Source organism: Propionicimonas sp. T2.31MG-18, from assembly GCF_964266745.1.
In the GTDB taxonomy this organism is placed as follows: Bacteria; Actinomycetota; Actinomycetes; order Propionibacteriales; family Propionibacteriaceae; genus Propionicimonas.
This window is the reverse complement of the sequence record NZ_CAXWGX010000027.1, coordinates 266977-290294: the sequence shown is the minus strand read 5'-3', so window position 1 is coordinate 290294 and position 23318 is coordinate 266977. Positions and strand designations below refer to the sequence as shown.

Below are 23318 nucleotides of genomic sequence, written 5' to 3'. Positions count from 1 at the left end.
GGGGACATAATCGGGGAAATGTCGCCCCTGAGGGGGACAGAATGTCGCTGAAAATGCCCTATTCACTAGCGAAAACGGGCTTTTCACGGCAATGGTCGGTGCATTAGTATCGAGGGGTGAGGAAATGGAACCCGGAGCGCGGGGCGACCGCCGTTGAATACGGCATCTTCGTCGCCTTCATCGCCGCCGTGGTCATCGTGGGCGTCGCGGCACTGGGTATCGGCACCCAGGGCCTGTTCACCCCGGTGGCGACCTTCTTCTCCACCTTCAGTCCGTAAGAACGAACACCCGCAGGCCAACGGTCCGGAACGCCCGCGAACACCGGGATCCCCGCACGCCGGAGGCAGGCGGAAGAAGCCTTGCCGGAGAACTCCCCAGGTTGTCCGATAAGGAACATTATGACACTTGAAGAGGTTCCCCCGAGCCTCACCGGTCCCCTGAAGCCCCCCACTGATCGGACGCAAGAGATGAGCCTCACCCAGCTGGTCGCCCGGTTCGACCGTTGGCTGGACCGTGTGGTCCAGACCGACGAACGCTTCATCTGCGCCGCCTGCGACGACCGTTTCCACAGCCGCGCACTGGGCGTCGAGCACGTCCTTCGCTGCCACCCCGAGTACCAGGGCGTCGTCGTCTACGACGAGGCCCCCGCACCCGCCCCGACGCCGCCGGCTCCCGCGCGTCCGGCCTGGTCGCCGATCCCCGGCGGACTCACCGCGATCCCCGTGCACGTCCGCTCCTTCTGAGCCCCATCTGACGCACGACTGTCCGGTGCCCGGTCCCCGCTGAGCGTGGATCGGGCACACTCCTTGCTGTGACCAGCGCACGCACTCCCGTCGCCGCCACCGTCCTCGCCCGTGCAGGTGTGGCTCACCGCCTGCACGAGCACCCGGCCGCACGCACCGAGTCGGAACTGCACCTGACCGGGCTCGACGTGGACACCTCCGCCAAGACGCTGGCCTTCACCCTGCCCGACGGACGGATCGTGCTCGCCGCGATCCCCGGACGGGCACGCCTGCGGTACGGCAACCTGGCCCGCGCGCTCGGCGTCCCCCGCACGTCCCTGCGTCCGGCCGGGACCGAGACCCTCGCCGTCCTCGGCATGGAGCCGGGCGGAGTGACGCCCGCCTGTGACGATCCCAGGGCCACGCTCGTGCTCGACCTCGGCCTGCTGGGACATTCGGTCCTCTACTGCGGCAGCGGGCTTCCCGAGGTGTCGGTGGAACTCGCCGCTGCCGACCTCGCGGGGCTGCGGGGCGATGTCGTGCTGGCCGACCTGTGCTCGGAGGCGCCGTGAGAGCGCCCCGTCCGCCGCTCCGGGCCCACCGGAGGGCCCCCGACACGACGTCCCGCGCGTCCGGTCCCCCACCTTCCGGGACGGCCGGTCCGGGACCACTAGCATGTCGCCCAGTGCCCCCCGGCGCCCCGAGCGAAGGAACAGTACTGTGATCAACCCTGTCACCGAGCTGCGGGCGTTCTTCCGCGCCGCTCTCGTCGACCGGGTGGACCGGGACCACGAGGAGTCCGCGGAGGCCCTGGTCCAACGGCGCTGGATCTCCTCGGTGACGCTCGCCGTCGGCTCGTTCATGCTGGCCTGGAGCCTGCGGCTGTCCCCCGGCAACCCCGCCTACTATGCGGCGACGCTCGCCCTGGCCGTTACCTGGATCGTCGGCGGCCTGCTGTCGGGCAAGCTCTACCTCGGCAGTGCGAACAGCAGGGACGGGCAGCGCGCGAGCCGCGGGGTCCTCCAGGCCGTCATCCTGGGGCTCCTCCTGCTGGGACTCTTCCTCGGCGTCGCGGCCCTCGCCAGCCCCGTGCCGGCCCTGCGCGACCAGCTGGCCGTCCTGCTCGTGCCGTCCTACTTCAGCTTCCTCCCCGTCGTCGTGCTGCTCACGCTGCTCAACGCGATCGGCGAGGAGCTGTTCTTCCGTGGCGCGTTGTACGCGGCCGTGGGCGGCCGCCAGGCGATGCTCGTCACGACCCTCGTCTACGCCCTCACGACGATCCCGACCGGGCTGCCGGTGATGGTGCTCTCCGCCGCCCTCGTCGGCGTGGTGGTGGGCCTCCAGCGCCGCGTCACCGGCGGCGTCCTCGCGCCGGTGATCACGCACGTGATCTGGGCGATGGGCGTGCTCTTCCTGCTACCGGTGGCCCTCGGCCTCTAGTCGCACTCCCCTGCCGGGCCGCTCAGTCGGTGTCAGAGACCGTCCGATACAGCGCCGCGTCGTGGCGCGATGAACCGCGCCCTCGCTACGTCTGTTTCACGACGCTGCGTGGGTTCGCGCAGCGTCGTGAAACGCGCGTAGCGAAGCCGGGTGACCGCTCCCCCGCGCTCAGCCCTTGACCGCTCCCGCGGTGAGGCCGGACACGATGTAGCGCTGGAGGAAGAGGAACAGCAGCAGGACGGGCAGCGCCGCGACGACGGCCCCGGCGGCGAACAGGCCCCAGTTCGCGTCCTTCTGCGACGACACCATGCTGTAGAGCCCGACCGCCAGTGTCCAGTTCTCCTCCGTCTGGAGCACGACCCGCGCCACGACGAATTCCGCAAACGACGAGATGAAGCTCAGCAGCGACACCACGGCGAGGATCGGCACGACCAGCGGCAGCACGATCGTCCAGTAGGTCTGGGCGTGCGTGGCGCCGTCGATCTTGGCCGCCTCGTCGATCTCCATCGGCACGGAGTTGAAGAACCCGTACATCAGGAAGGTGTTCGCCCCCAGCGCTCCGCCCAGGTAGACCATGATCAGCGCGAGGCGGGAGTCCAGGCCCAGCGCAGGCACGACCTCGCCGAGCGTGAGCAGGAGCAGGAAGATCGCGACGAAAGCGAGCACCTGCGGGAACATCTGGATGATCAGGAGACTGGTCAGCCCCGCGCGGCGTCCGGTGAAACGGAAGCGCGAGAACGCGTACGCCGCCGCGGCTCCCATCACCACCGTGCCGATCGCCGTCGCGACAGCGATCACCAGGGTGTTGCCCATCCATGCCCAGAACTTCGTCGCGTTGAGAGCCGCGAAGTTCGCCCCCGAGATCGTCTGGAACAGCTGGTTGGAGCCGGTCAGCGTCCCGTCGGTCGTCAGGGACGCGGACACCACGTACACCACGGGGAACGCCGCGTAGACCACCGCGACGAGGCCCACCAGGTGCCGCCACCCGAGGTGGCTCAGCCACTTCCGCGGCGTCATCCTGCGTCGCTCGGCGGGCGCGATCGCCTTCGCTGTCGCGGCCATCACAGCACCTCCTCCAGCTTGCGGGTCTGGCGGAAGCCGAGACCGGCGATCACCGCGACGAGCACGAAGATCACGATCGACAACGCACTGGCCAGGCCGTAGTTCTTCGGCGCGGAGCCGTCCACGCCCGAGATCGAGTAGACCATCGTGATCAGCAGGTCGGTCGCACCGATGGGGGCGGACGTGTCCCCGAAGCGCGGCCCGCCCTTGGTGAGCATGTAGATCAGGGTGAAGTTGTTGAAGTTGAACGCGAAGCTGGCGATCAGCAGCGGCGCCGTGGTGATCAGCACCAGCGGCCCCGTCACCGACAGCCAGGTGCGCACCGGGCCGGCGCCGTCCACCTTCGCGGCCTCCTTGATGTCTGCCGGCAGTGCCTGGAGGGCTCCCGTGGCCACCAGGAACATGTACGGGAAGCCCAGCCACAGGTTCACCCCGAGGACGGACAGCCGCGCCAGCCACGGGTCGTCCAGCCACGGGATCTCCGCCCCGCCGAGGATGACCTGGTTGATGAAGCCGAACTTCGTGTTGAGCAGACCCGACCAGATCAGCGCCGAGAGGAAGCCCGGAAGCGCGTAGGGCAAGAGCAGGAGCGTGCGGTAGATCTTGCGGCCGCGCACCTTCTCCTCGTTCATGACGATGGCCAGGAACAGGCCCAGCAGGAACGTGGTGAGCACCGACAGCAGCGCGAAGGCGAGGTTCCACGCCAGGACCCGGAAGAACGGGCCCGCGTACTGCTCGTCGGTGACGGCCTTGGTGAAGTTCTCGAACCCCACCGCCACGCGCCAGCCGGTCGCCAGCGACTTGCCGTCGGCCGAGACGAACTGGCCCCGGTCGTTCGCGGTGTAGACCGTGCCGGACGCCGTGTCGGTCATGGTGCCGACGGCGGCGTTGTAGACGAACACCGACGTGTAGAGGTAGCCCGTCGTGCCGTTCTGGGTGCGGATCGAGCCGTCGGCGGCGTTCGCACTGAACGGGACGCGGAGGCTGGTCACGGCAGCCTGGTTGCTGAAGACCTGCTGCTGCGTGGCGATCGTGTAGCCGGGAACCGCCGTCACCCGCGTGCCGGCCAGGGTCGCCCCGGGAGCCGGCTCGAGGGCCTGCGTGGCCGTGCCGACCTTCACGGTGCCGTTGTCGACGATGGCGAAGCCGAGCTCCTCGCCGCGGTACACCACGGTGAGCGGGTAGGCGGCCGAACCCTCGACCCGCTTCTCGTTCTGGGACAGGATCGAGGCGATCGCCTGTTCCTTGTCGAGGTTGTGCCCGTCGCCGTAGTTGGTGAACGAGATGTAGGCGGTGTACAGGATCACGAAGACCTGGAACACCAGCAGGAAGACGACGCCCGGGGCGATGTACTTGGCCGGCAGCGTGTGCCGGCGCGAGAAGTACACCCAGTCGAGCGCGAGCAGGATCACCAGCATGGCGCCGAAGACCGCCCACGAACCCTCGCGCCAGGCTGCCAGCAGGATGAAGATCCCCAGCGCGTTCACCAGCGCCATCAGGAACAGCTTGACCACGAACCCCACACCGAACTCGCGTGAGCTCCAGGCCTTCTTCTGCACGGGTGCGGTCTCGCCGACCGCCGGTTCCATCAGATCAGTCATGATCGTCGGTGGATGCGGGTGTGCGGCAGGGGGCGCCGATCCCTCGGCGCCCCCCGGCGACAACCTACTTCTTGATCTTCGCCTGGATGTCGGAGATCATCTTCTGCCACCCGGCGACCGGCTGCTGCTTGCCGGAGACGATGTTCGCCTCCGTCACGCCCCAGAACGTCCACACGGAGGCCATCTCGGGGATCGACGGCATCGGCACCGCGTCCGCGGCCACCTTCGCGAAGCCGGCGGTGAGCGTGTCGCCGGCCGCCTTCTCCGCCGCGCTGGTCAGGGCCGGCGTGCGCTGCCCCGCCTCGTACATGGAGTACTGCACGTCGGTGGTGGCGATGTAGTTGGTCAGGAAGTCGTTGGCCACGATCGGGTTGGCCGACTTCGACGAGATGAAGAAGCCCTGGACGCCCACGAACGGCGAGGCCTTCTGGCCGCCGGCGGACGGGATCGCGTCGATCGCCAGGTCGAGGCCCTTGAACTTCTCGAGCATCCAGGGGCCGCCAATGATGAACGGCGACTTGCCCTTGGCGAAGGCGTCCACCGCGATGTCGTAGGTGATCGCGGTGTCGAGCACTCCCGACTTGCCCTGGTCGGCGAGCCACTGGGCGAACTTCTCACCGTTGGCGCCGCCCATGGCGAGTTCGCTGGTGTAGGAGCCGTCCGCGTTCTGGGTGAACACCGGGGCGCCGAAGGAGGTCTGCAGCGGGTAGGCCGTGTAGGGGTCGCCCGTCGTGCCGAGCTGGAGCAGGATCGGGTACTTGGTGCCGGCCTTCTTGCCGGCGGCGAGGGCGTCGTCCCACGTCGCCGGAGCCTCGGGAGCCAGCTTGGTGTTGCGGATCAGGCCGATGTTCTCGATCGCGTACGGGACGCCGTACACCTGGCCGTCCTGGGTGAAGGCCTGGATCGCCACCGGGGCGAACTCTCCGGCCTTGTCGCCGAGCTCGATCGGGGCCACCACGCCGTTCTGGATCAGGTTGCCCAGCCAGTCGTGCGCGCCGATCGTCACGTCCGGGCCCTTACCGGTGGGCACCTGGGAGGTGAAGTCGGCCTGGATGTCTGCGAAGTTCTTCTTGACGAGCTCGACCTTGGCCTTGGTGGCGGTCTCGAACGCCTTCGCCGCAGCCTGGGTCGCCGCGAGTCGCGTGTCGTCGACCCACACCGTCAGGGTGGTGCCGCTGTAGTCGGCCGCGGCGCTGGACGCCGGCGAGGCGGGCGCGCTGGACGACGGTGCGGCGGGCGTGGTTGAACATGCACTGAGCGCCACGATCGCGGTGACGACTCCAAGACTGACGATGCTCCTTCGCATCATGCTCCTCTTCGTTGATGGCATCGGCCGCCGAGGGAGGCGGCTGTGTACCGGCAGCGTAGTACCGCGTTGCAGGATTTGCGCAACGCATTGCGCGATCGTTACCGAGTCGAGATGATAACGGTTACAGGGACCTCCCCTGATCCGATACGTTTCTGCCGCGACGATGCAGTCGGGAACGGAGCAAGATGGCACACAAGCGCGCAGCGGGGGCGCCCAAGCCCCGGTTGCTCGACATCGCGGAACTGTCCGGCGTGAGCACCGCCACGGTCTCGCGGGTCCTCAACGGGAAGCCGGGCGTGGGCGACGAGGTCCGCGGCTCGGTGCTGGCAGCCCTCGACATGCTGGGCTACGCGCGCCCCGCGATCCTGCGGCACAAGACCAGCGGACTGGTGGGGGTGGTCGTTCCCGAGCTCAACAACCCGATCTTCCCCGCCTTCGCCCAGGGCCTGGAGTCCCGGCTGTCGCAGCACGGGTACACCCCGCTGCTGTGCACACAGTCCCCCGGCGGCACGACCGAGGACGAGTCGATCGAGCTGCTGCTCGGCCAGGGCGTCTCCGGGATCATCTTCGTCTCCGGCCTGCACGCCGACTCCTCCGCGTCCCTCGACCGCTATCACGACCTGCGGGGACGGGGCATCCCGCTCGCGTTCGTCAACGGCTGGGCGCCCGGGGTGGACGGCACGTTCGTCGCCACCGACGAGGCGGCCGGCATGGACAGTGCGATCCGCCACCTGGCCTCCCTCGGGCACACCCGCGTCGGCCTGGTGATCGGCCCGGACCGCCTGGTGCCCGCGCAGCGGAAGATCGCCTCGTTCGGCACGGCCCTGGCCGACCACCTCGGTATCGACGACCCCGAGCCCCACATCTTCCGCACCCTGTACACCCTCGAAGGGGGACACGCCGCTGCCGAGCGCCTGGTCGAGTCCGGCCACACCGCGCTGGTGTGCGGGTCGGACCTGATGGCGCTGGGGGCGATCCGGGGCGTGCGGGGCAAGGGGCTCTCCGTGCCCGAGGACGTCTCGGTGATCGGCTACGACGACTCCCCGCTGATCGCCTTCGTCGACCCGCCCCTGACCACCGTCCACCAGCCCGTGGGCGCGATGTGCCAGGCGGTGGTCGCCGCCATGCTCGGCGAGATGGACGGCAATCCCGGACCGCGCACCGAACTGCTCTTCCGGCCCGAGCTGATCGTGCGCGCGTCCACACACGCCGCACCCCACTAGCCCCGCCTGGGCAACAGTGCCCACTCCCCCGCGCCCGGACGGCCCGTCGGGCGCGGGGATACTGGCCCGGTGACCCGCCTCGACAGCGGCCTCGCCGGGCTCACCGCCGCCGGCGCGGGCCTCGCTGCGGGCCAGGTGCTCGGCGCGCTGGTCGCGCCCGGTTCGGCCCCGTTGATCGCGGTCGGCTCCGCGGTGATCGACCTCGCGCCGCCGGCACTGAAGGAGTGGGCGGCGTCCACCCTGGGGACCGCGGACAAGGCCGTTCTCGTGGCCGTCGTCGCCCTCGCCGTCGGCGTTCTCGGCGTGCTCGCCGGGCTGGGCTCTCGCCGGTGGCGGCCGCTGGGCGACCTCACCGCTGCCCTCCTCGGCGCGACCGGCATCGCCGCGGCGCTCACCCGTCCGGACGCCGGGCCGCTCGCCTTCCTGCCCAGCCTGGCCGCCGCGCTGGTGGCCGCCGGGATCCTCCGGTGGCACCACCGCAGGGCGTCCACGCTGTCGCACCCGCCGGATCACGCCGGCCCCGACCGTCGCCTGGTGCTCACCGCGGGCGCGGGGGTGGCCGCGGCGGCCGTCACGGCGACCTTCGGCGGGGCCGGGGGCCGGCCGCCGGCCGGGGTCACCCTGCCGTCCGCCGCGACCCCGGCTCCCCCGCTGCCGGCAGGCCTGGAGGCGACCGTCGCCGGGGTGACGCCGCTGCGCACGCCGGTGAAGGACTTCTACAGGATCGACACCGCCCTGCTCGTGCCCCAGCTCGACCCGGGGGCCTGGCGGCTCGAGGTCACCGGCATGGTGGCCCGCCCGTTCTCCCTGTCCTGCGACGAGCTGCTGGCGCTGCCGATGATCGAGCGGGACATCACCCTCACCTGCGTCTCCAACGAGATCGGCGGTCCCTACTGCGGCAGCACGCGCTGGACCGGTGTCCGGGTGGCCGACCTGCTCGCCCGCGCCCAGCCGTCCCCCGGTGCGGACCAGGTGCTCAGCGCCTCTACCGACGGCTTCACTGCCAGCACCCCCCTCGCTGTCCTGCTCGACGGGCGGGACGCGATGGTCGCGATCGCCATGGACGGACGTCCGCTCACCGCGGAGCACGGCTTCCCCGCCCGCCTGGTGACGCCCGGCCTCTACGGGTACGTGGGCGCAACGAAGTGGCTGACCCGGCTCACGGTGACCACCTTCGCCGCCGAACAGGCGTACTGGACCACCCGGGGCTGGGCGGAGCAGGCGCCGGTCAAGACCGCGACCCGCATCGACACCCCCACCGGGCGCATCCTCGCCGGGACGACGGTCGTCGCCGGTGTCGCCTGGGCGACCCACCGGGGCGTGAGCCGCGTGCAGGTCCAGGTGGACGGCGGGCCGTGGCAGGACGCCCGGCTCGGCCCGGACGTCGGCCTCGACTACTGGCGGCAGTGGTACCTGCCGTGGAACGCGACCAGCGGGCGCCACCGGCTCGCCGCCCGCGCGTTCGACGGATCCGGGGTGCCCCAGCCGGCCGCGGTCCAGGGGGTCCTGCCCGACGGCCCGACCGGCTACCACGTGGTCGACGTCGACGTGGCCTGAGGGCCAGTCGATCCGCGAACCCGGCCCTCGCGGTCCCCTTCGATGGGGCACGATGGCCTCATGCCCTCCCTGCGCCTGGGCCTCGACATCGGCTCGACCACCGTCAAGGCGGTCGTGCTCCGCGGGCGCCAGGTCGTCTTCCGCGACTACCGGCGGCACAACGCCGACGTGCGCGGCGAGCTGCGCAGCCTGCTGGCCGCGGTCGCGGGGCGGTTCGGCGAGGACCCGCTGGCCGCAGCGGTCACCGGCTCGGGCGGGGTCCAGGTGGCCCAGCTCGCCGGCCTGCCGTTCGTCCAGGAGGTGATCGCGAGCACGGAGGCGGTCCGGGCACTGGTCCCGGGCACGGACGTGGTGATCGAGCTCGGCGGGGAGGACGCGAAGATCACCTACCTGACCCCGGTGCCCGAGCAGCGCATGAACGGCACGTGCGCGGGCGGCACCGGCGCCTTCGTCGACCAGATGGCCACGCTGCTGCACACCGACGCCGCCGGCCTGGACGACCTCGCCTCCCGCTACGAGAACCTCTACCCGATCGCCTCGCGCTGCGGCGTGTTCGCCAAGTCCGACCTCCAGCCGCTGCTCAACCAGGGCGCCGCGCACGCCGACCTCGCCGCCTCGGTGTTCCAGGCCGTCGCACTGCAGACCATCTCGGGGCTCGCCGCCGGCAACCCGATCCGCGGGAACCTCGTGTTCCTCGGCGGCCCGCTGCACTTCCTGCCCCAGCTGCGGGAGGCCTACCGCCGGGCACTGGCCGGTCAGGTGTCGAGCTTTACCACGCCCCCGGACGCCCAGCTGTTCGTCGCGATCGGTGCCGCGATGCTCGCCGACGGGACGCCCCGCCCGGCGGCGGCCCTGCTGGCAGGGCTCGATCGCAGGACCGGCCTCACCCTCACCCGCAGCCACCTCCGTCCGCTGTTCGCGGACGAGGACGAACGGCGGGAGTTCGACGCCCGGCACGCCACGACCGCCGTCCCCCGCGGCGAGCTGGCCGACGCCACCGGAGCGTGCTTCCTCGGGATCGACGCCGGGTCCACCACGATCAAGGCCGTCCTCCTCGACGCCGACGACGTCCTGCGCTACTCCCACTACGCGTCCAACCGCGGCGACCCCGTGTCCGCCGCCGTGGGGATCCTGCGCGAGGTGCGCGCGGGACTGCCCGCCTCCGCCTGGCTGGGACGCGCGTGCGTCACCGGCTACGGCGAGGACCTGATCCGGGCGGCGTTGCGCGTCGACGACGGCGAGGTCGAGACGATGGCGCACTACCGGGCGGCCGAGCACGTCTGCCCCGGGGTCACCTCGGTCATCGACATCGGCGGGCAGGACATGAAGTACCTGAGGGTCCGCAACGGCGCCGTCGACTCGATCGCGGTGAACGAGGCCTGCTCGTCCGGCTGCGGCTCGTTCCTCCAGACCTTCGCCGAGACCATGGGCACCGACGTCGCAGCCTTCGCCCGCTCGGCCATGGCCTCGACCCAGCCGGTGGACCTGGGCAGCAGGTGCACGGTCTTCATGAACTCGTCGGTGAAGCAGGCGCAGAAGGAGGGAGCGGACGTCGGGGACATCTCCGCCGGCCTGTCATACTCCGTAGTACGCAACGCCCTCTACAAGGTGATCCGGCTCAAGGACGCGTCCCAGCTCGGCGAACGCGTGGTCGTGCAGGGCGGGACCTTCCTCAACGACGCGGTGCTGCGCGCCTTCGAGCTGCTGACCGGGACGACGGTCGTGCGTCCCGACATCGCCGGCCTGATGGGGGCGCTCGGCGCCGCGCTGGCCGCGAAGGCGGCCTTCGCACCGGGCACGCGCTCGGAGCTGCTCGGCACCGACGAGCTCGACGCGTTCGGGATCGAGACCGCCCTGGACACCTGCCGCCTGTGCCAGAACCACTGCCAGCTCACCGTCTCCACCTTCTCCGACGGGACGCGGCACGTGTCCGGCAACCGCTGCGAGCGGGGCGCCGCCGGCACGGCGAAGGTCGCGCGGACGTCGGAACTGCCGAACCTCTACGCCTACACCTACCAGCGCGTGTTCGGCTACCGCCGCCTCACCGGCGCCGCGGCCACGAGGGGCGACATCGGCATCCCCCGGGTGCTCAACATGTACGAGAACTACCCGTTCTGGTTCACCGTGCTGTCGCGGCTGGGCTTCCGGGTCGTCCTCTCCGGCCGGTCGGGCCACGAGACCCTCGCCGCCGGGGCGGAGTCCATCCCGTCGGAGAACGTGTGCTACCCCGCCAAACTCGCCCACGGGCACCTGGAGAACCTGCTCGACCGCGGCGTGCGGACGATCTTCTACCCGTGCGTCCCGTTCGAGCAGCGGCAGTTCGCGGACGCCGACAACCACTTCAACTGCCCGATCGTCGCCTTCTACCCCCAGGTGCTGGAGAAGAACGTCCCGCGGCTCCGGGAACCCGGGATCCGCTACCTCGACCCGTTCCTCAACCTGAACGAGCCCGCCCACCTCGCCCAGCGGCTGGTCGAGGTCTTCGAGGACTTCGACGTGAGCCTCGCCGAGGCCAGGGACGCTGTGGAGGCGGGCTACGCCGAGGACGCGCGGGTGAAGGCCGACATCCGTGCGGAGGGACGCCGGGCGCTGGACTGGCTCGCCGAGCACGGCGGGCGCGGCATCGTGCTGGCCGGGCGCCCCTACCACCTCGACCCGGAGATCAACCATGGCATCCCGGAGCTCATCACGGGCCTGGGGATGGCGGTGCTCACCGAGAACAGCGTGATCGACGCGCCACGGGTCACCCGTCCCCTGCGGGTGCGGGACCAGTGGGCCTACCACACCCGCCTCTACGAGGCGGCGGCGGCGACGGCCCCCGAGCCGCGGCTCCAGCTGGTCCAGCTGAACTCGTTCGGGTGCGGGGTCGACGCGATCACCACCGACCAGGTGCAGGAGATCCTCGAGGCCGCCGGCGACGTCCACACCGTCCTCAAGATCGACGAGGTCTCCAACCTCGGCGCCGCCCGGATCCGGCTGCGCTCGCTCAAGGCGGCCACCGCCCAGCGCCGCGCCGGTGGCGAACTGGCCAGCGCCGACATCGACACCGCCGCCACGGCGGCGACCCGCGCGGTCTTCACCGCGGAGGCCCGCCGCACGCACACGGTCTACGTCCCCCAGATGGCACCCATCCACTTCCGTTTCGCCGTCGCGGTCCTGCGGCGGTTCGGCTACCGCGTGCAGCTGCTGGACCGCACGACCCCCGAGGACGTCGAGGTGGGGCTCAAGTACGTGAACAACGACGCGTGCTACCCCGCGATCATGGTGGTCGGACAACTGGTCAACGCGTTCCTCACCGGTGGCGCGGATCCGGCCAACTCCAGCGTCGCGATCACCCAGACCGGGGGGATGTGCCGCGCCACGAACTACGCCGGACTGCTGCGCAAGGGCCTGGCCGATGCCGGCTTCCCGCAGGTTCCGGTGGTTGCGGTCAGCGCCCAGGGGTTCGAGGAGAACCCCGGGTTCACGCTCGGCCCCGCGCTCGTGCACCGGGGCATCCAGGCCCTCGTGCTCGGCGACCTCCTGCAGACCGTCCTGCTGCGCGTGCGTCCCTACGAGCGGGAACCGGGAGCGGCACAGGCGCTCTACCGCCGCTGGGACGCGATCTGCCAGGACTTCTTCACCCACAACGGCTACTCCCCCACTCTCGGACGCCGCGTCGGGTACGGCTGGATCATCGACCACCTGGTGGCCGCCTTCGACGCGCTCCCGCTGCGGGACGTGCCCCGGCGCCCGCGGGTGGGCCTGGTGGGCGAGATCCTGGTGAAGTTCCACCCCGACGCCAACAACCACGCCGTCCAGGTGATCGAGGACGAGGGGTGCGAGGCCGTGCTGCCCGGACTCCTGGAGTTCTTCGGCCAGATGCTCTACACCGGCGACTGGAAGTGGCACCACCTCGGGATCGGGGAGAAGTCCCGGCACGCCAAGAAGGTCGGGCTGTGGCTCGTCGAGCAGTACCAGGCCCCGGCCAACCGCGCGCTCGCGCGATGTGGCGGCAAGTTCACCGTGCAGGCCGACCTTGCGACCATGGCACAGCGGGCCCGCAACGTCGTCTCCCTGGGCACCACCGCCGGCGAGGGCTGGCTGCTCACCGCGGAGATGATGGAACTGATCGAGTCCGGCACCCCGAACATCATCTGCGCCCAGCCGTTCGCCTGCCTGCCCAACCACGTGGTCGGCAAGGGCATGTTCCGCGAGCTGCGCAGGCTCTACCCGCACGCGAACATCACGTCGATCGACTACGACCCCGGCGCCAGCGAGGTGAACCAGCTCAACCGGATCAAGCTGGTGGTGGCGGGCGCGCACCGGGCGGGCGCCGTGGCCACCCGGGACTCCGCCTCGGCCGGCGCCGCAGCGCTCGTGGAGAGCTGACGGGGAGCGACCAGCCTGGCGTCCCCTCAGGCCTCGAACGGCTCGGGGTCGCCGGAGCCGTACCGGGTGATCTCCACCTCGTCGCCGGAGAGGTCGACGATGGTGGTCGGCTCCAGCCCGCAGTCGCCCGAGTCGAGGACGGCGTCCAGCTGGGCGCCCAGCTCGTCGTTCACCTGCCAGCCGTCGGTCATCGGCTCGGTCTCCCCCGGCAGGATCAGCGTGGAGGACATCAGCGGCTCGCCCAGCGTGTGGAGCAGCGCCAGGGCGGTCGTGTGCCTGGGCACCCGGACGCCGACCGTCCGCTTCTTCGGGTGCAGCATCACCTTCGGCGCCTCACGCGTGGCCGTCAGGATGAAGGTGTACGCGCCCGGCGTGGCGGCCTTCACCGCGCGGAAGACGTCGTTGTTCATCTGCACGTACTGGCCGAGCTGGGCGAACTCGCTGCAGACCAGCGTGAAGTGGTGCTTGTCGTCCAGGCGCCGGAGGCTGCGGATCCGCTCGAGGCCTTCCCGGTTGCCCAGGCCGCAGCCCAGGGCGTAGCCGGAGTCGGTCGGATAGGCCACGAGCCCGCCGCCGCGCAGGATCTCCGCGACCTGTGCCAGGGCCCTCGGCTGGGGGTTGTCGGGATGCACGTCGAAGTAGCGAGCCATGGCGTCGAGCCTAGTCGCGGACGGTGCCCGGCGTGGGCGGTCGGCGGGTCGGCCCGCCGGTCCGCGCCCGGTCTCGCTTCCGGCGGACCCGACGCCTCCCGGTGCCGGCGAAGGGCTAGATTGCCGGGCATGTCGCTGCTGTCCCTGCCCCTGGACCACCTGCGATCCCGCACGAGCCTGAAGTGGCGCACCTACGCACCCGACGTCCTGCCCATGTGGGTCGCCGAGATGGACGTCGCCCTCCACCCGGCGGTCGCCGCAGCGGTCGGCGAGGCCCTCACCCGCGGGGACACCGGGTATCCCCACGGCACGGCGTACGCGGAGGCCTTCGCGGCCATGGCCGCCACCCGGTGGGCGTGGGAGCTCGACACCGCTGCGCAGGCCCGTCGGGCGGGTGACGTCATGAACTCGATCCTCGCCGTGCTGGAGGCGTCGACGGACCCCGGGGACGCCGTCGTGATCAACCCGCCGGTCTACCCGCCGTTCCGTCAGGTGGTCTCCGGCTATCGCCGCAGGATCACCGAGGCGCCGCTGTCGGCGTCCGGACGCCTCGACCTGACCACGCTCGAAGCCGCCTTCGCCGGGCCCGACCGTCCCCGCGCCTACCTGCTGTGCTCGCCGCACAACCCGACGGGCGTCGTCCACACCGCGGCGGAGCTGGCTGCCGTCATGGAGCTCGCCGCGCGGTACGACGTCCAGGTCGTCGTCGACGAGATCCACGCCCCGCTGGTCGACCCCGGCACCACGTTCGTGCCGCTGCTCACCGTCCCCGGGGGCGAGCGCGCGGTGTCGGTCACCAGCGCGGGCAAGACGTGGAACCTCGCCGCGTTCAAGGCCGGGCTGATCATCGCCGGCGCCGAGGCCACTCCCCTGCTCCAGAAGCTGCCCCCGCTCGCCCAGCAGTCCACCGGCCACCTGGCCAACCTGGCGCACACCGCCGCGCTCGTCTCCGCCCAGGACTGGGTGGATGAACTCATGGTCGAGGTGGCCGCCAACAAGCGGTTGCTCGCCGCAGAACTGGCCACCCGGGTGCCGGCGGTGAGGTACGAGCCCCAGCCGGGCACCTATCTCGCGTGGCTGGACTGCACCGACCTCGGCCTGGCGGCTCCGGCCCGCCACTTCCTCGAGTCGGGCAGGGTGGCGTTCTCTCCGGGTGTGAACTTCGCCTCGGGCCACCGGCAGTGGGTCCGGGTGAACCTCGCCTGCGCGCCGGAACTCGTCGTCGAAGGGGTCCGCCGGATGGCCGGCAGCCTCACCGAGGGCTGGGCCTGCCCCGACCACCACGAGGAGTGCGTCTAGCGGACCGGGGCCCGGTGCGTCAGCGCCAGCCGAGCGCCGGAGCCACGTGGCTGAGGACCGACTCGATCACGTGGGCGTTGTAGTCGACCCCCAGCTGGTTGGGCACGGTCAGCAACAGCGTGTCCGCCGCGGCGATCGCCTCGTCCTCGCGCAGCTGCTCGACCAGGACGTCGGGCTCCGCGGCGAAGCTGCGTCCGAAGATCGCGCGCGTGGACGCGTCGATCCAGCCCACCTGGTCGGCGGAGTCGTCCCCGCCGAAGTAGGCGCGGTCGCGGTCGTCCACCAGCGGGAAGATGCTGCGGCTCACCGACACCCGCGGCTCGCGGTCGTGGCCGGCTGCCGCCCAGGCCTCACGGAACAGCCGCACCTGCTCCGCCTGCTGGACGTGGAACGGTTCGGACGACTCGTGGGTCTTCAGGGTCGAGCTCATCAGGTGCATGCCCTGCTCGGCCGCCCAGACCGCCGTCGCGTTGGACGACGCCCCCCACCAGATGCGGTCGCGCAGGCCCGGGGCGTGCGGTTCCAGGCGCAGCAGTCCCGGCGGGTTGGGAAACATCGGACGCGGGTTCGGCTCGGCGAAGCCCTTGCCCTCCAGCACGGTCAGGAACACGTCGGCGTGCATGCGCGCCATGTCCGCGTCCGTCTGGCCCTCCGGCGGGGCGTAGCCGAAGTAGCGGTAGCCGTCCACGACCTGCTCGGGCGATCCCCGGCTGATCCCCAGCTGGAGCCGCCCGCCGGAGATGAGGTCGGCCGCGCCGGCGTCCTCGGCCATGTAGAGCGGGTTCTCGTAGCGCATGTCGATCACGGCGGTGCCCAGCTCGATGCGACTCGTGCGCGCCCCCATCGCCGCGAGCAGCGGGAAGGGCGAGGCGAGCTGCCGCGCGAAGTGGTGGACGCGCACGTAGGCGCCGTCCGCGCCGAGGTCCTCCGCCGCGACCGCCAGGTCGATCGACTGGAGCAGCGCGTCCGCGGCCGAGCGCGTGTGGGAGCCGTGGCCACCGGACCAGTGACCGAAGGAGAGGAATCCGATCCGCTTCACGTGCAGTACAACGCGCGGCGTCCCCAGCCATTCCCCTAGCGGTTCGACACCAGGTCGGCCTCGGCCGCGCCCCGTCCGACGAGGCGCTGGATGCCGATCAGGCTGAGGAACACCGGCTCGACCGTGGTGGTGGTCGACACCCGGACCCGTCCCGCCACGAGCCGGACCTCGCCGGTCACGTCACCACTGCCGGCGAGCACCCGCTGTGCGGTCGCGATCGCGACTCCTGCGTCGGGCTCACGCCCGGCGAGTCGTGCGGCCGCGGTCTCGTCCGCTGCGGCCCGCGCGGCGGCGGAGGCGACCAGCTCGGCCCGGCGGGCGGCCACCGCCTGGGCGCCCCCGTCCACCACGAGGCCGGCGACGACCAGCAGCGCGAGCACGACGACGGCGACGAACGCCGACATCGACAGGCCCCGCTCTTCCCGCATGACCACCCCCGATCCGAGGGACCCATTGTGCTCCCACCGCAGGCGTTCCACGGCGGTTGTGCACAGCCGAACCGGGGCGATGTCTGGATACGCTAGGCCCGTTCACCACCACGCGCACACGATTGGAACCCATAACGATGGTCCAGAAAGTCGCCCTGCTCACCGCCGGCGGTTTCGCACCCTGCCTGTCGTCCGCCATCGGCGGGCTGATCGAGCGGTACACCGCTCTCGCTCCCGAGGTCGAGATCATCGCCTACCGGAACGGCTACCAGGGCCTCCTCACCGGTGACTACCTGACGGTCACGCCCCAGGTGCGCGCGAAGGCGTCCCTGCTGCACTCCTACGGGGGCTCGCCGATCGGCAACTCCCGGGTGAAGCTCACCAACGCGAAGGACCTCGTCAAGCGCGGTCTGGTCGCCGAGGGCGACGACCCGCTGAAGGTTGCCGCGGACCGGCTCGTTGCCGACGGTGTCAACGTGCTGCACACCATCGGCGGCGACGACACGAACACCACGGCCGCGGACCTGGCCGCGTACCTCGCCGAGCACGACTACGGCCTCACCGTCGTCGGCCTGCCCAAGACCATCGACAACGACGTCGTGCCGATCCGGCAGTCCCTCGGCGCGGACACCGCCGCGGAGATGGGCGCCCGGTTCGCCAAGAACGTGATGGCCGAGCACAACGCGGGCACCCGCATCCTGCTCATCCACGAGGTCATGGGACGCAACTGTGGCTGGCTCACTGCCGCCACCGCCCGCAAGTACCACGAGTGGGTCGAGAGCGTGGAGTGGCTGCCGGAGATCGGCCTGTCCAAAGAGGCCTGGGACGTGCACGCGATCCTCGTCCCCGAGGCCGTCATCGACATCGAGGCCGAGGCCGCACGCCTGATCAAGGTGATGGACGAGGTCGGCTGCGTGAACATCTTCCTCTCCGAGGGCGCCGGCATCGCCGACATCGTCGCCGAGATGGAGAAGGCCGGCCAGGAGGTCGCCCGCGACGCCTTCGGCCACATCCGCCTCGAGCGCATCAACCCCGGCCAGTGGTTCGCCAAGCAGTTCTCCAAGATGCTCAACGCCGAGAAGGTGCTCGTCCAGAAGTCGGGCTACTACTCCCGCTCCGCGGCGGCGAACGCCTTCGACCTCGCCCTGATCAAGTCGATGACCGACCTCGCTGTCGACTCCGCCCTGGCCGGCAAGCCCGGCGTCGTCGGGCACGACGAGGAGAACGGCGACGTCCTCAGCGTCATCGCGTTCGACCGGATCAAGGGCGGCAAGCCGTTCGACATCTCCCAGCAGTGGTACCTCGACCTGCTCGCCGAGATCGGCCAGCCGTCCCCGGTCGCCGCGGAGCCCGCCGAGCACTGAGTTCGAGGGCCAGCCTTCCCGCGCGAGGGCCAGCCTTGGCGTCGAGGGCCAGTCCACTGGGGCTGGCCCTCGACGTTAAGGCTGGCCCTCGGCGTCTTGTGGGACGCAGCGGGAGGCACGGCGCCTGACCGGGCGGTCAGCGGACGAGGTGCGCGACCAGGCGGTCGAGGGCCTCGTCGAGTTCTGCGGTGTCGCCGCAGAAGCTGAGACGCATCATCCGGTGGCCCCGGGATCGATCGAAGTCGATGCCCGGGGCCAGCGCCACGCCGGTGGCGGCCAGGACGTCCGCGCACCACTGGCGGGAGTCCTCCGTGAGGTGGCTGACGTCACACCAGGCGTAGAACGCGCCGTCCGGCGGCGCGAAGCTGGTGATGCCGAGTTCGGGGAGCCGGCGCAGCAGCAACTCGCGGTTGCGGGCGTAGCGCGCCACGTGCGCGTCCAGCTCCGCCCTCGCCGCGGGCCCGAATGCCGCGATCGCCGCGGCCTGCGAGACTGCCGGGGCACAGATCGCCAGGTTGCCCTGCAGGAGCTCGGCCGGACGTCGCAGCGGCTCGGGGAGGAGCAGCCAGCCGAGCCTCCAGCCGGTCATCGAGTGGTACTTGCTCACCGAGCCGAGGACGACGGCATCCTCCCCGAACTCCCGGGCGCTCGCGCAGCGGCGTCCGTAGGAGATGCCGTGGTAGATCTCGTCGCTGAGGAGCAGGCAGTCGTGCGCCCGGCACCACGCCACCACCGCGGCGAGCTCCTCGGGGTCGATGATGGTCCCGGTGGGGTTGGACGGCGAGGCGAGCACCAGCCCCGCGGGCACCTCCGGCAGGGCGTCCAGCATCGCCGTGGTGGGCTGGTAGCGCGTGTCCGGCCCGACGTCGAGGTCGAGCACCCGGCACCCGAGGGTGAGCAGTGTGTTGCGGTAGGCGGGATACCCCGGACGGGTCATGGCGACGAGGTCGCCGGTCTCGAAGCCGGCGAGGACCGCGAGCTGGAAGCCCGCGGACGACCCCGTGGTCACCAGCACCTCTTCAGGATCCACGGCGACGCCGTAGCGCAGCGCGTACTCGGTGGCGATCGTCCAGCGCAGTTCCGGGACGCCCGTCGACACCGTGTAGCCCAGGACCTCGTTCCCGATCGCGGCCCGGGCTGCCTCCCGGACGGCCAGCGGCGCCGGCGTGCCCGGCTGTCCGACACAGAGCAGGATCGCGTCACCGTGGCTCTGCTGGCGGGCGGACGCGGCCTTCACCACCTCCATCACGTGGAACGGCTCGACCAGCCCACGCAGTGCGGGACGGGTCATCGGCGCCGTCCGAACAGCGCGGAGAAGAGCGAGACGAGCGCAGCGCCGATGCCGAGCCCGGTGGCGGCACCCACCGCGTAGCCGGTCCCGAGCCCGATCCCGAGTGAGCGCCGGGCCACCTCGCTGGACACGTACAGCTCGCCCGGCATGCTCTCGACCGGCACGGACGGTTCCACCGGATCGCCGGCGGGCAGCTCGGGGGCGGCCGGCTCGGGCGCCACCGACGTCGCCAGCCAGGCGGCGATGTAGAGGATCAGGGTGGCGAACAGGTTGAGGAAGATCATCAGCACGATGGTCGAGCCGAAGACCGCGATGCCCAGGTTCCGCGAGAAGGCACCGAACAGGAAGGTGGCCAGCGCCTGGAGCACCAACAGGCCCGCCGAGCCGATCCCGGCCCCCACCCACGCGAGGTGGGTGGGGATCCAGGTGGGACTGAACCACGCGAACAGGAGCCGGAAGCCGACAGCGCCGATCGCCAGTGACACCATCGCGCCCACCAGCCGGATGAGCGCCGTCCAGCCCGCGCTGCCGCCCACTCCCAGCCACTCGCCGACGGTCCCGCCGAGGATGGTGGCCACCGTCGAGGAGGCGAAGGTCGCCACCAGGCCGACGAGGACGCCGAGCAGCCCGGCGAAGTTCGCCAGGATGTCGAGCGGCATCACCAGCTGCTTGCCGGGGTTGTCCACGTCCTCCCGCATCAGCAGGCGGACAGCCCTCTTCGTGTTGCCCAGCCATCCCGAGCCGATCCACATCGCGATCAGGAGGCTGGTGGCGAAGAAGCCCGCCCAGCCCGTCAGCGCGCTCAGGACGACGTCGTGCAGGGCCGACCCGAACTGGGAGTCGGCGGGGAAGTTCGTGTTGATCCAGGCCTCGATCATTCCCAGCCACTCGGGACGGAAGACCGTTGTCGCGAACCCCAGCACCGAGAACAGCAGCATCAGGATCGGCACCAGCGCCAGCACCGAGAAGTAGGTGATCGCGGCGGCGAGCTGGACGCCACCGCGCACGTTGAACCGCTCGACAGCCCGCAGGACGTGGGCGACGAGCGGCCGCGCCGAGATCTTCTCCCACCACTCGAGGATCGGCTTCATCCGCTACTCCCCGTAGCTCGCCACCGGCGGGCAGGTGCAGACCAGGTTGCGGTCACCGAAGGCCTGGTCGATCCGTGCGACGGCCGGCCAGTACTTGTCGCGTCCGCCGGAGCCGAGCGGTCCCGTCCGAAGGCCGGCGGGGTACGCGGCGAGCTGCCGTCCGTAGGGGTGCGGCCACTGGTCGGACGCGATCCGCGAGACCGGGTGGGGTGCGTTGTGGAGGGGGTTGTCGTCGGCCGGCCAGTCACCCGCGGCGACCTGGTCCATCTCGCGCCGGATCGAGATCATCGCGTCGCAGAAGCGGTCGAGTTCTGCCTTCGACTCCGACTCGGTCGGCTCGATCATCAGCGTTCCCGCGACCGGGAAGCTCATCGTCGGCGCGTGGAACCCGTAGTCGACGAGCCGCTTGGCGACGTCGTCGACGGTGATCCCGGTCTGCCGGGTGAGCTCCCGCAGGTCGACGATGCACTCGTGCGCCACCAGCCCGGCCTCGCCGGTGTAGAGCACGGGGAACGATCCGGAGAGCCTGCGCGCGACGTAGTTGGCGGCGAGGATCGCCGTCTGGGACGCCAGCCGCAGCCCGTCGGGGCCCATCAGGGCCACGAACGCCCAGCTGATCGGCAGCACGCCGGCCGAGCCGAACGGGGCCGCGCTGACCGGTCCGTAGCTCCCGGCCGGGCCGGCCGACGGCACCAGCGGGTGGTTGGGCAGGTAGGGCGCCAGGTGCGCGCGGACGGCCACCGGCCCGACCCCGGGGCCACCGCCGCCGTGCGGGATTGCGAACGTCTTGTGGAGGTTGAGGTGGCTGACGTCCGCACCGAACCTGCCCGGGCGCGCGAGGCCCAACATGGCATTCAGGTTTGCGCCGTCGACGTACACCTGACCTCCAGCCTCGTGCACCAGGCGGCAGATCTCGGTGATCGTCTCCTCGAAGACACCGTGGGTGGACGGATAGGTGACCATGACCGCGGCGAGGTCGTCGGCGTGCTGGGCGATGCGCGCCCGCAGGTCGTCCAGGTCGACCGAGCCGTCGGCGGCGGTGCCGACCACCACCACCCGCATACCGGCCATCACCGCGGACGCGGCATTCGTCCCGTGGGCCGAGGCCGGGATCAGGCAGACCGTCCGGTGGGCGTCGCCATTGGCCAGGTGGTAGGACCGGATCGCCATCAGCCCGGCGAACTCGCCCTGGCTGCCCGCGTTCGGCTGGAGGCTCACCCGGTCGTAGCCCGTGATCTCGGCCAGCCAGTCGCACAGCTCGCCGATCAACTCCGCGTAGCCGGTGGCGTCCGCCTCCGGCACGAACGGGTGCAGGCCGGCGAAGCCCGGGTAGCTGATCGGTTCCATGGCGGCCGCGGGGTTGAGCTTGAGCGTGCACGAGCCGAGCGGGATCATGCCCCGGTCGAGCGCGAAGTCGCGGTCGGCCAGCCCGCGCAGGTAGCGCAGCAGCTCGGTCTCGCTGCGGTACGCGTGGAACACCGGATGGGTGAGGTAGTCACGCTCGCGCCGGTGGTCGCCCAGGCCGCCGAACACCTCGGTGCCCAGGGTGGCGCCGAACGCGGCACAGACGGCTGCCAGGGCCTCCTCCGTGGTGTCCTCGCCGACGCTGACGCCGAGGTGGTCGTCGTCCACCAGGCGCAGGTGGACCCCGCCGTCGCGGGCGGCCGCCACGATCGCGTTCGCGCGTCCGGGGGCGTGCACGGTGATCGTGTCGAAGAACGACTCCCCCGCCAGCCCGTAGCCGCCCGCCACCAGGGCCGCGGCGATCCTCCGCGCACGATCGTGGACGGTCGTGGCGATGGCAGCGAGCCCGTCCGGGCCGTGGTGCACGGCGTAGAAGCCCGCGGTCACGGCGAGCAGGACCTGCGCCGTGCAGATGTTCGACGTCGCCTTCTCGCGCCGGATGTGCTGCTCGCGCGTCTGCAGAGCGAGGCGGAAGGCGGGCGTCCCGTCGGCGTCCTTGCTCAGTCCCACGATCCGGCCGGGCAGCTGCCGCTCCAGGCCGGAACGGACCGCGATGTAGCCGGCGTGCGGGCCGCCGTAGAACAGCGGGACGCCGAAGCGCTGGGCCGAGCCGACGACGATGTCCGCGCCCCAGGCGCCCGGAGAGCCGATCAGCGTGAGGGCGAGCAGGTCGCAGGCCGCGATCACCTGGCCGCCGTTGTCGTGGACCAGCGTCGCGAGCGCGGTGAGGCCGGCGGCGGACGGCAGGCGTCCGTCGGCACCGGGCACCTGCACGACGACGGCGAACGCCTGGTTCTCGCGGACGGCGTCGGCGAGATCGCCCTCGGCGACCACGATCTCGATCCCGGTCGCCAGGCACCGGGTGCGCAGGACGGAGAGGCTCTGCGGGAGCAGGTTGGCGTCCACCACGACGACCCCGCCCTTTCGGGACACGCGGTGGGCCACCGCGACCGCCTCGGCCACGGCCGTCGCCTCGTCGAGCAGGCTCGCCCCTGCGACCGGCAGCCCGGCCAGGTCGGCGATCATCGTCTGGAAGTTGGCCAGAGCCTCGAGCCGGCCCTGGCTGATCTCGGGCTGGTACGGGGTGTAGGCGGTGTACCAGGCCGGGTTCTCCAGCACCATTCGCCGGATCACGGGCGGCGTGATCGTGCCGGAGTACCCCAGCCCGATCATCGCCGTGCCGGGGTTGTTGCGCGCGGCGAGGGCGGCGAGTCGCCGCTGGACCTCGTCCTCGGAGCGGGCCGCGGGGAGCCGCAGCGGCTCGGTGAGCCGGATCGCGGCCGGAACGGCGGCGTCGGTCAGGTCGTCCAGGGAGTCGTAGCCGAGGGTGGCGAGCATCTGCTCGCGATCGTCCTCCGCAGGTCCCAGGTGGCGTCGGGTGAAGTCGTCCATGGCAGGAACAAACCT

The 23318-nt window shown here is 71.2% G+C and carries 18 protein-coding genes; 9 read left to right on the top strand and 9 right to left on the bottom strand.

Features of this window, described 5'->3' with window-relative positions; all coding sequences use genetic code 11:
- The first annotated feature begins 116 nt into the window (after positions 1–116).
- From ACFQQJ_RS14320 to ACFQQJ_RS14305, 4 genes are all read left to right on the top strand, one after another.
- Entirely contained in the window at positions 117–278 is a 162-nt protein-coding gene (locus ACFQQJ_RS14320) for a Flp family type IVb pilin (protein ID WP_377107435.1), read from the top strand.
- A 189-nt stretch (positions 279–467) separates the two neighbouring features.
- Positions 468–743 (top strand): hypothetical protein, encoded by a 276-nt coding sequence (locus ACFQQJ_RS14315; protein ID WP_377107433.1) that lies wholly within the window; start codon positions 468–470, stop codon positions 741–743.
- A 68-nt stretch (positions 744–811) separates the two neighbouring features.
- On the top strand, positions 812–1294 hold the full coding sequence (locus tag ACFQQJ_RS14310) for an aminoacyl-tRNA deacylase (protein ID WP_377107431.1): 483 nt from the start codon (positions 812–814) through the stop codon (positions 1292–1294).
- Between the two features lie 148 nt (positions 1295–1442).
- A complete protein-coding gene (locus ACFQQJ_RS14305; protein WP_377107430.1) occupies positions 1443–2162 on the top strand; it encodes a CPBP family intramembrane glutamic endopeptidase in 720 nt (239 codons plus the stop codon).
- A gap of 168 nt (positions 2163–2330) precedes the next feature.
- Here the strand turns inward: ACFQQJ_RS14305 and ACFQQJ_RS14300 are convergent, their stop codons facing one another.
- The 3 genes from ACFQQJ_RS14300 to ACFQQJ_RS14290 all read right to left on the bottom strand — a co-directional run bounded on the left by ACFQQJ_RS14300 (position 2331) and on the right by ACFQQJ_RS14290 (position 6131).
- Entirely contained in the window at positions 2331–3224 is an 894-nt protein-coding gene (locus tag ACFQQJ_RS14300; RefSeq protein WP_377107428.1) for a sugar ABC transporter permease, read from the bottom strand.
- Positions 3224–4825: an ABC transporter permease subunit gene (locus ACFQQJ_RS14295; protein ID WP_377107427.1), complete on the bottom strand. Its 1602-nt coding sequence runs from the start codon at positions 4823–4825 to the stop codon at positions 3224–3226. The genes ACFQQJ_RS14300 and ACFQQJ_RS14295 overlap by 1 nt, the downstream gene beginning before the upstream one ends.
- Before the next feature lie 64 nt (positions 4826–4889).
- Positions 4890–6131 carry an extracellular solute-binding protein gene (locus ACFQQJ_RS14290; RefSeq protein WP_377107425.1) on the bottom strand — a complete coding sequence of 414 codons (1242 nt, stop codon included), beginning with the start codon at positions 6129–6131 and terminating at the stop codon, positions 4890–4892.
- A 188-nt stretch (positions 6132–6319) separates the two neighbouring features.
- Between ACFQQJ_RS14290 and ACFQQJ_RS14285 the strand changes: the two genes are divergently transcribed.
- From ACFQQJ_RS14285 to ACFQQJ_RS14275, 3 genes are all read left to right on the top strand, one after another.
- On the top strand, positions 6320–7357 hold the full coding sequence (locus ACFQQJ_RS14285) for a LacI family DNA-binding transcriptional regulator (protein WP_377107423.1): 1038 nt from the start codon (positions 6320–6322) through the stop codon (positions 7355–7357).
- A gap of 69 nt (positions 7358–7426) precedes the next feature.
- The gene (locus ACFQQJ_RS14280; RefSeq protein WP_377107422.1) at positions 7427–8914 is read left to right on the top strand and encodes a molybdopterin-dependent oxidoreductase; all 1488 of its coding nucleotides are present in this window, start codon (positions 7427–7429) and stop codon (positions 8912–8914) included.
- Between the two features lie 60 nt (positions 8915–8974).
- Positions 8975–13285: an acyl-CoA dehydratase activase-related protein gene (locus ACFQQJ_RS14275; protein WP_377107420.1), complete on the top strand. Its 4311-nt coding sequence runs from the start codon at positions 8975–8977 to the stop codon at positions 13283–13285.
- 26 nt (positions 13286–13311) lie between these two features.
- Here the strand turns inward: ACFQQJ_RS14275 and ACFQQJ_RS14270 are convergent, their stop codons facing one another.
- The gene (locus tag ACFQQJ_RS14270; protein ID WP_377107418.1) at positions 13312–13935 is read right to left on the bottom strand and encodes an L-threonylcarbamoyladenylate synthase; all 624 of its coding nucleotides are present in this window, start codon (positions 13933–13935) and stop codon (positions 13312–13314) included.
- A 129-nt stretch (positions 13936–14064) separates the two neighbouring features.
- On the opposite strand from ACFQQJ_RS14270, the gene ACFQQJ_RS14265 reads away from it, so the two are divergent.
- Positions 14065–15234, top strand: coding sequence for a MalY/PatB family protein (locus tag ACFQQJ_RS14265; protein WP_377107416.1), 1170 nt, complete (start codon positions 14065–14067; stop codon positions 15232–15234).
- Positions 15235–15253: 19 nt separating this feature from the next.
- Here ACFQQJ_RS14265 and ACFQQJ_RS14260 read toward each other — a convergent pair whose 3' ends face one another.
- Positions 15254–16273, bottom strand: coding sequence for an LLM class flavin-dependent oxidoreductase (locus ACFQQJ_RS14260; protein ID WP_377107415.1), 1020 nt, complete (start codon positions 16271–16273; stop codon positions 15254–15256).
- A gap of 35 nt (positions 16274–16308) precedes the next feature.
- A complete protein-coding gene (locus ACFQQJ_RS14255) occupies positions 16309–16701 on the bottom strand; it encodes a pilus assembly protein TadE (protein ID WP_377107413.1) in 393 nt (130 codons plus the stop codon).
- Positions 16702–16838: 137 nt separating this feature from the next.
- On the opposite strand from ACFQQJ_RS14255, the gene ACFQQJ_RS14250 reads away from it, so the two are divergent.
- Positions 16839–18065, top strand: coding sequence for a pyrophosphate--fructose-6-phosphate 1-phosphotransferase (locus tag ACFQQJ_RS14250; RefSeq protein ID WP_377107411.1), 1227 nt, complete (start codon positions 16839–16841; stop codon positions 18063–18065).
- Positions 18066–18201: 136 nt separating this feature from the next.
- Here the strand turns inward: ACFQQJ_RS14250 and ACFQQJ_RS14245 are convergent, their stop codons facing one another.
- Genes ACFQQJ_RS14245 through gcvP form a run of 3 tightly spaced genes read right to left on the bottom strand, consistent with a single transcriptional unit; the run spans position 18202 to position 23303 of the window.
- Positions 18202–19356 (bottom strand): pyridoxal phosphate-dependent aminotransferase, encoded by a 1155-nt coding sequence (locus tag ACFQQJ_RS14245; protein WP_377107409.1) that lies wholly within the window; start codon positions 19354–19356, stop codon positions 18202–18204.
- A complete protein-coding gene (locus ACFQQJ_RS14240; RefSeq protein ID WP_377107408.1) occupies positions 19353–20447 on the bottom strand; it encodes a YhjD/YihY/BrkB family envelope integrity protein in 1095 nt (364 codons plus the stop codon). The genes ACFQQJ_RS14245 and ACFQQJ_RS14240 overlap by 4 nt, the downstream gene beginning before the upstream one ends.
- A gap of 3 nt (positions 20448–20450) precedes the next feature.
- Positions 20451–23303 (bottom strand): aminomethyl-transferring glycine dehydrogenase, encoded by a 2853-nt coding sequence (gene gcvP, locus ACFQQJ_RS14235; protein WP_377107407.1) that lies wholly within the window; start codon positions 23301–23303, stop codon positions 20451–20453.
- Positions 23304–23318: the final 15 nt, after the last annotated feature.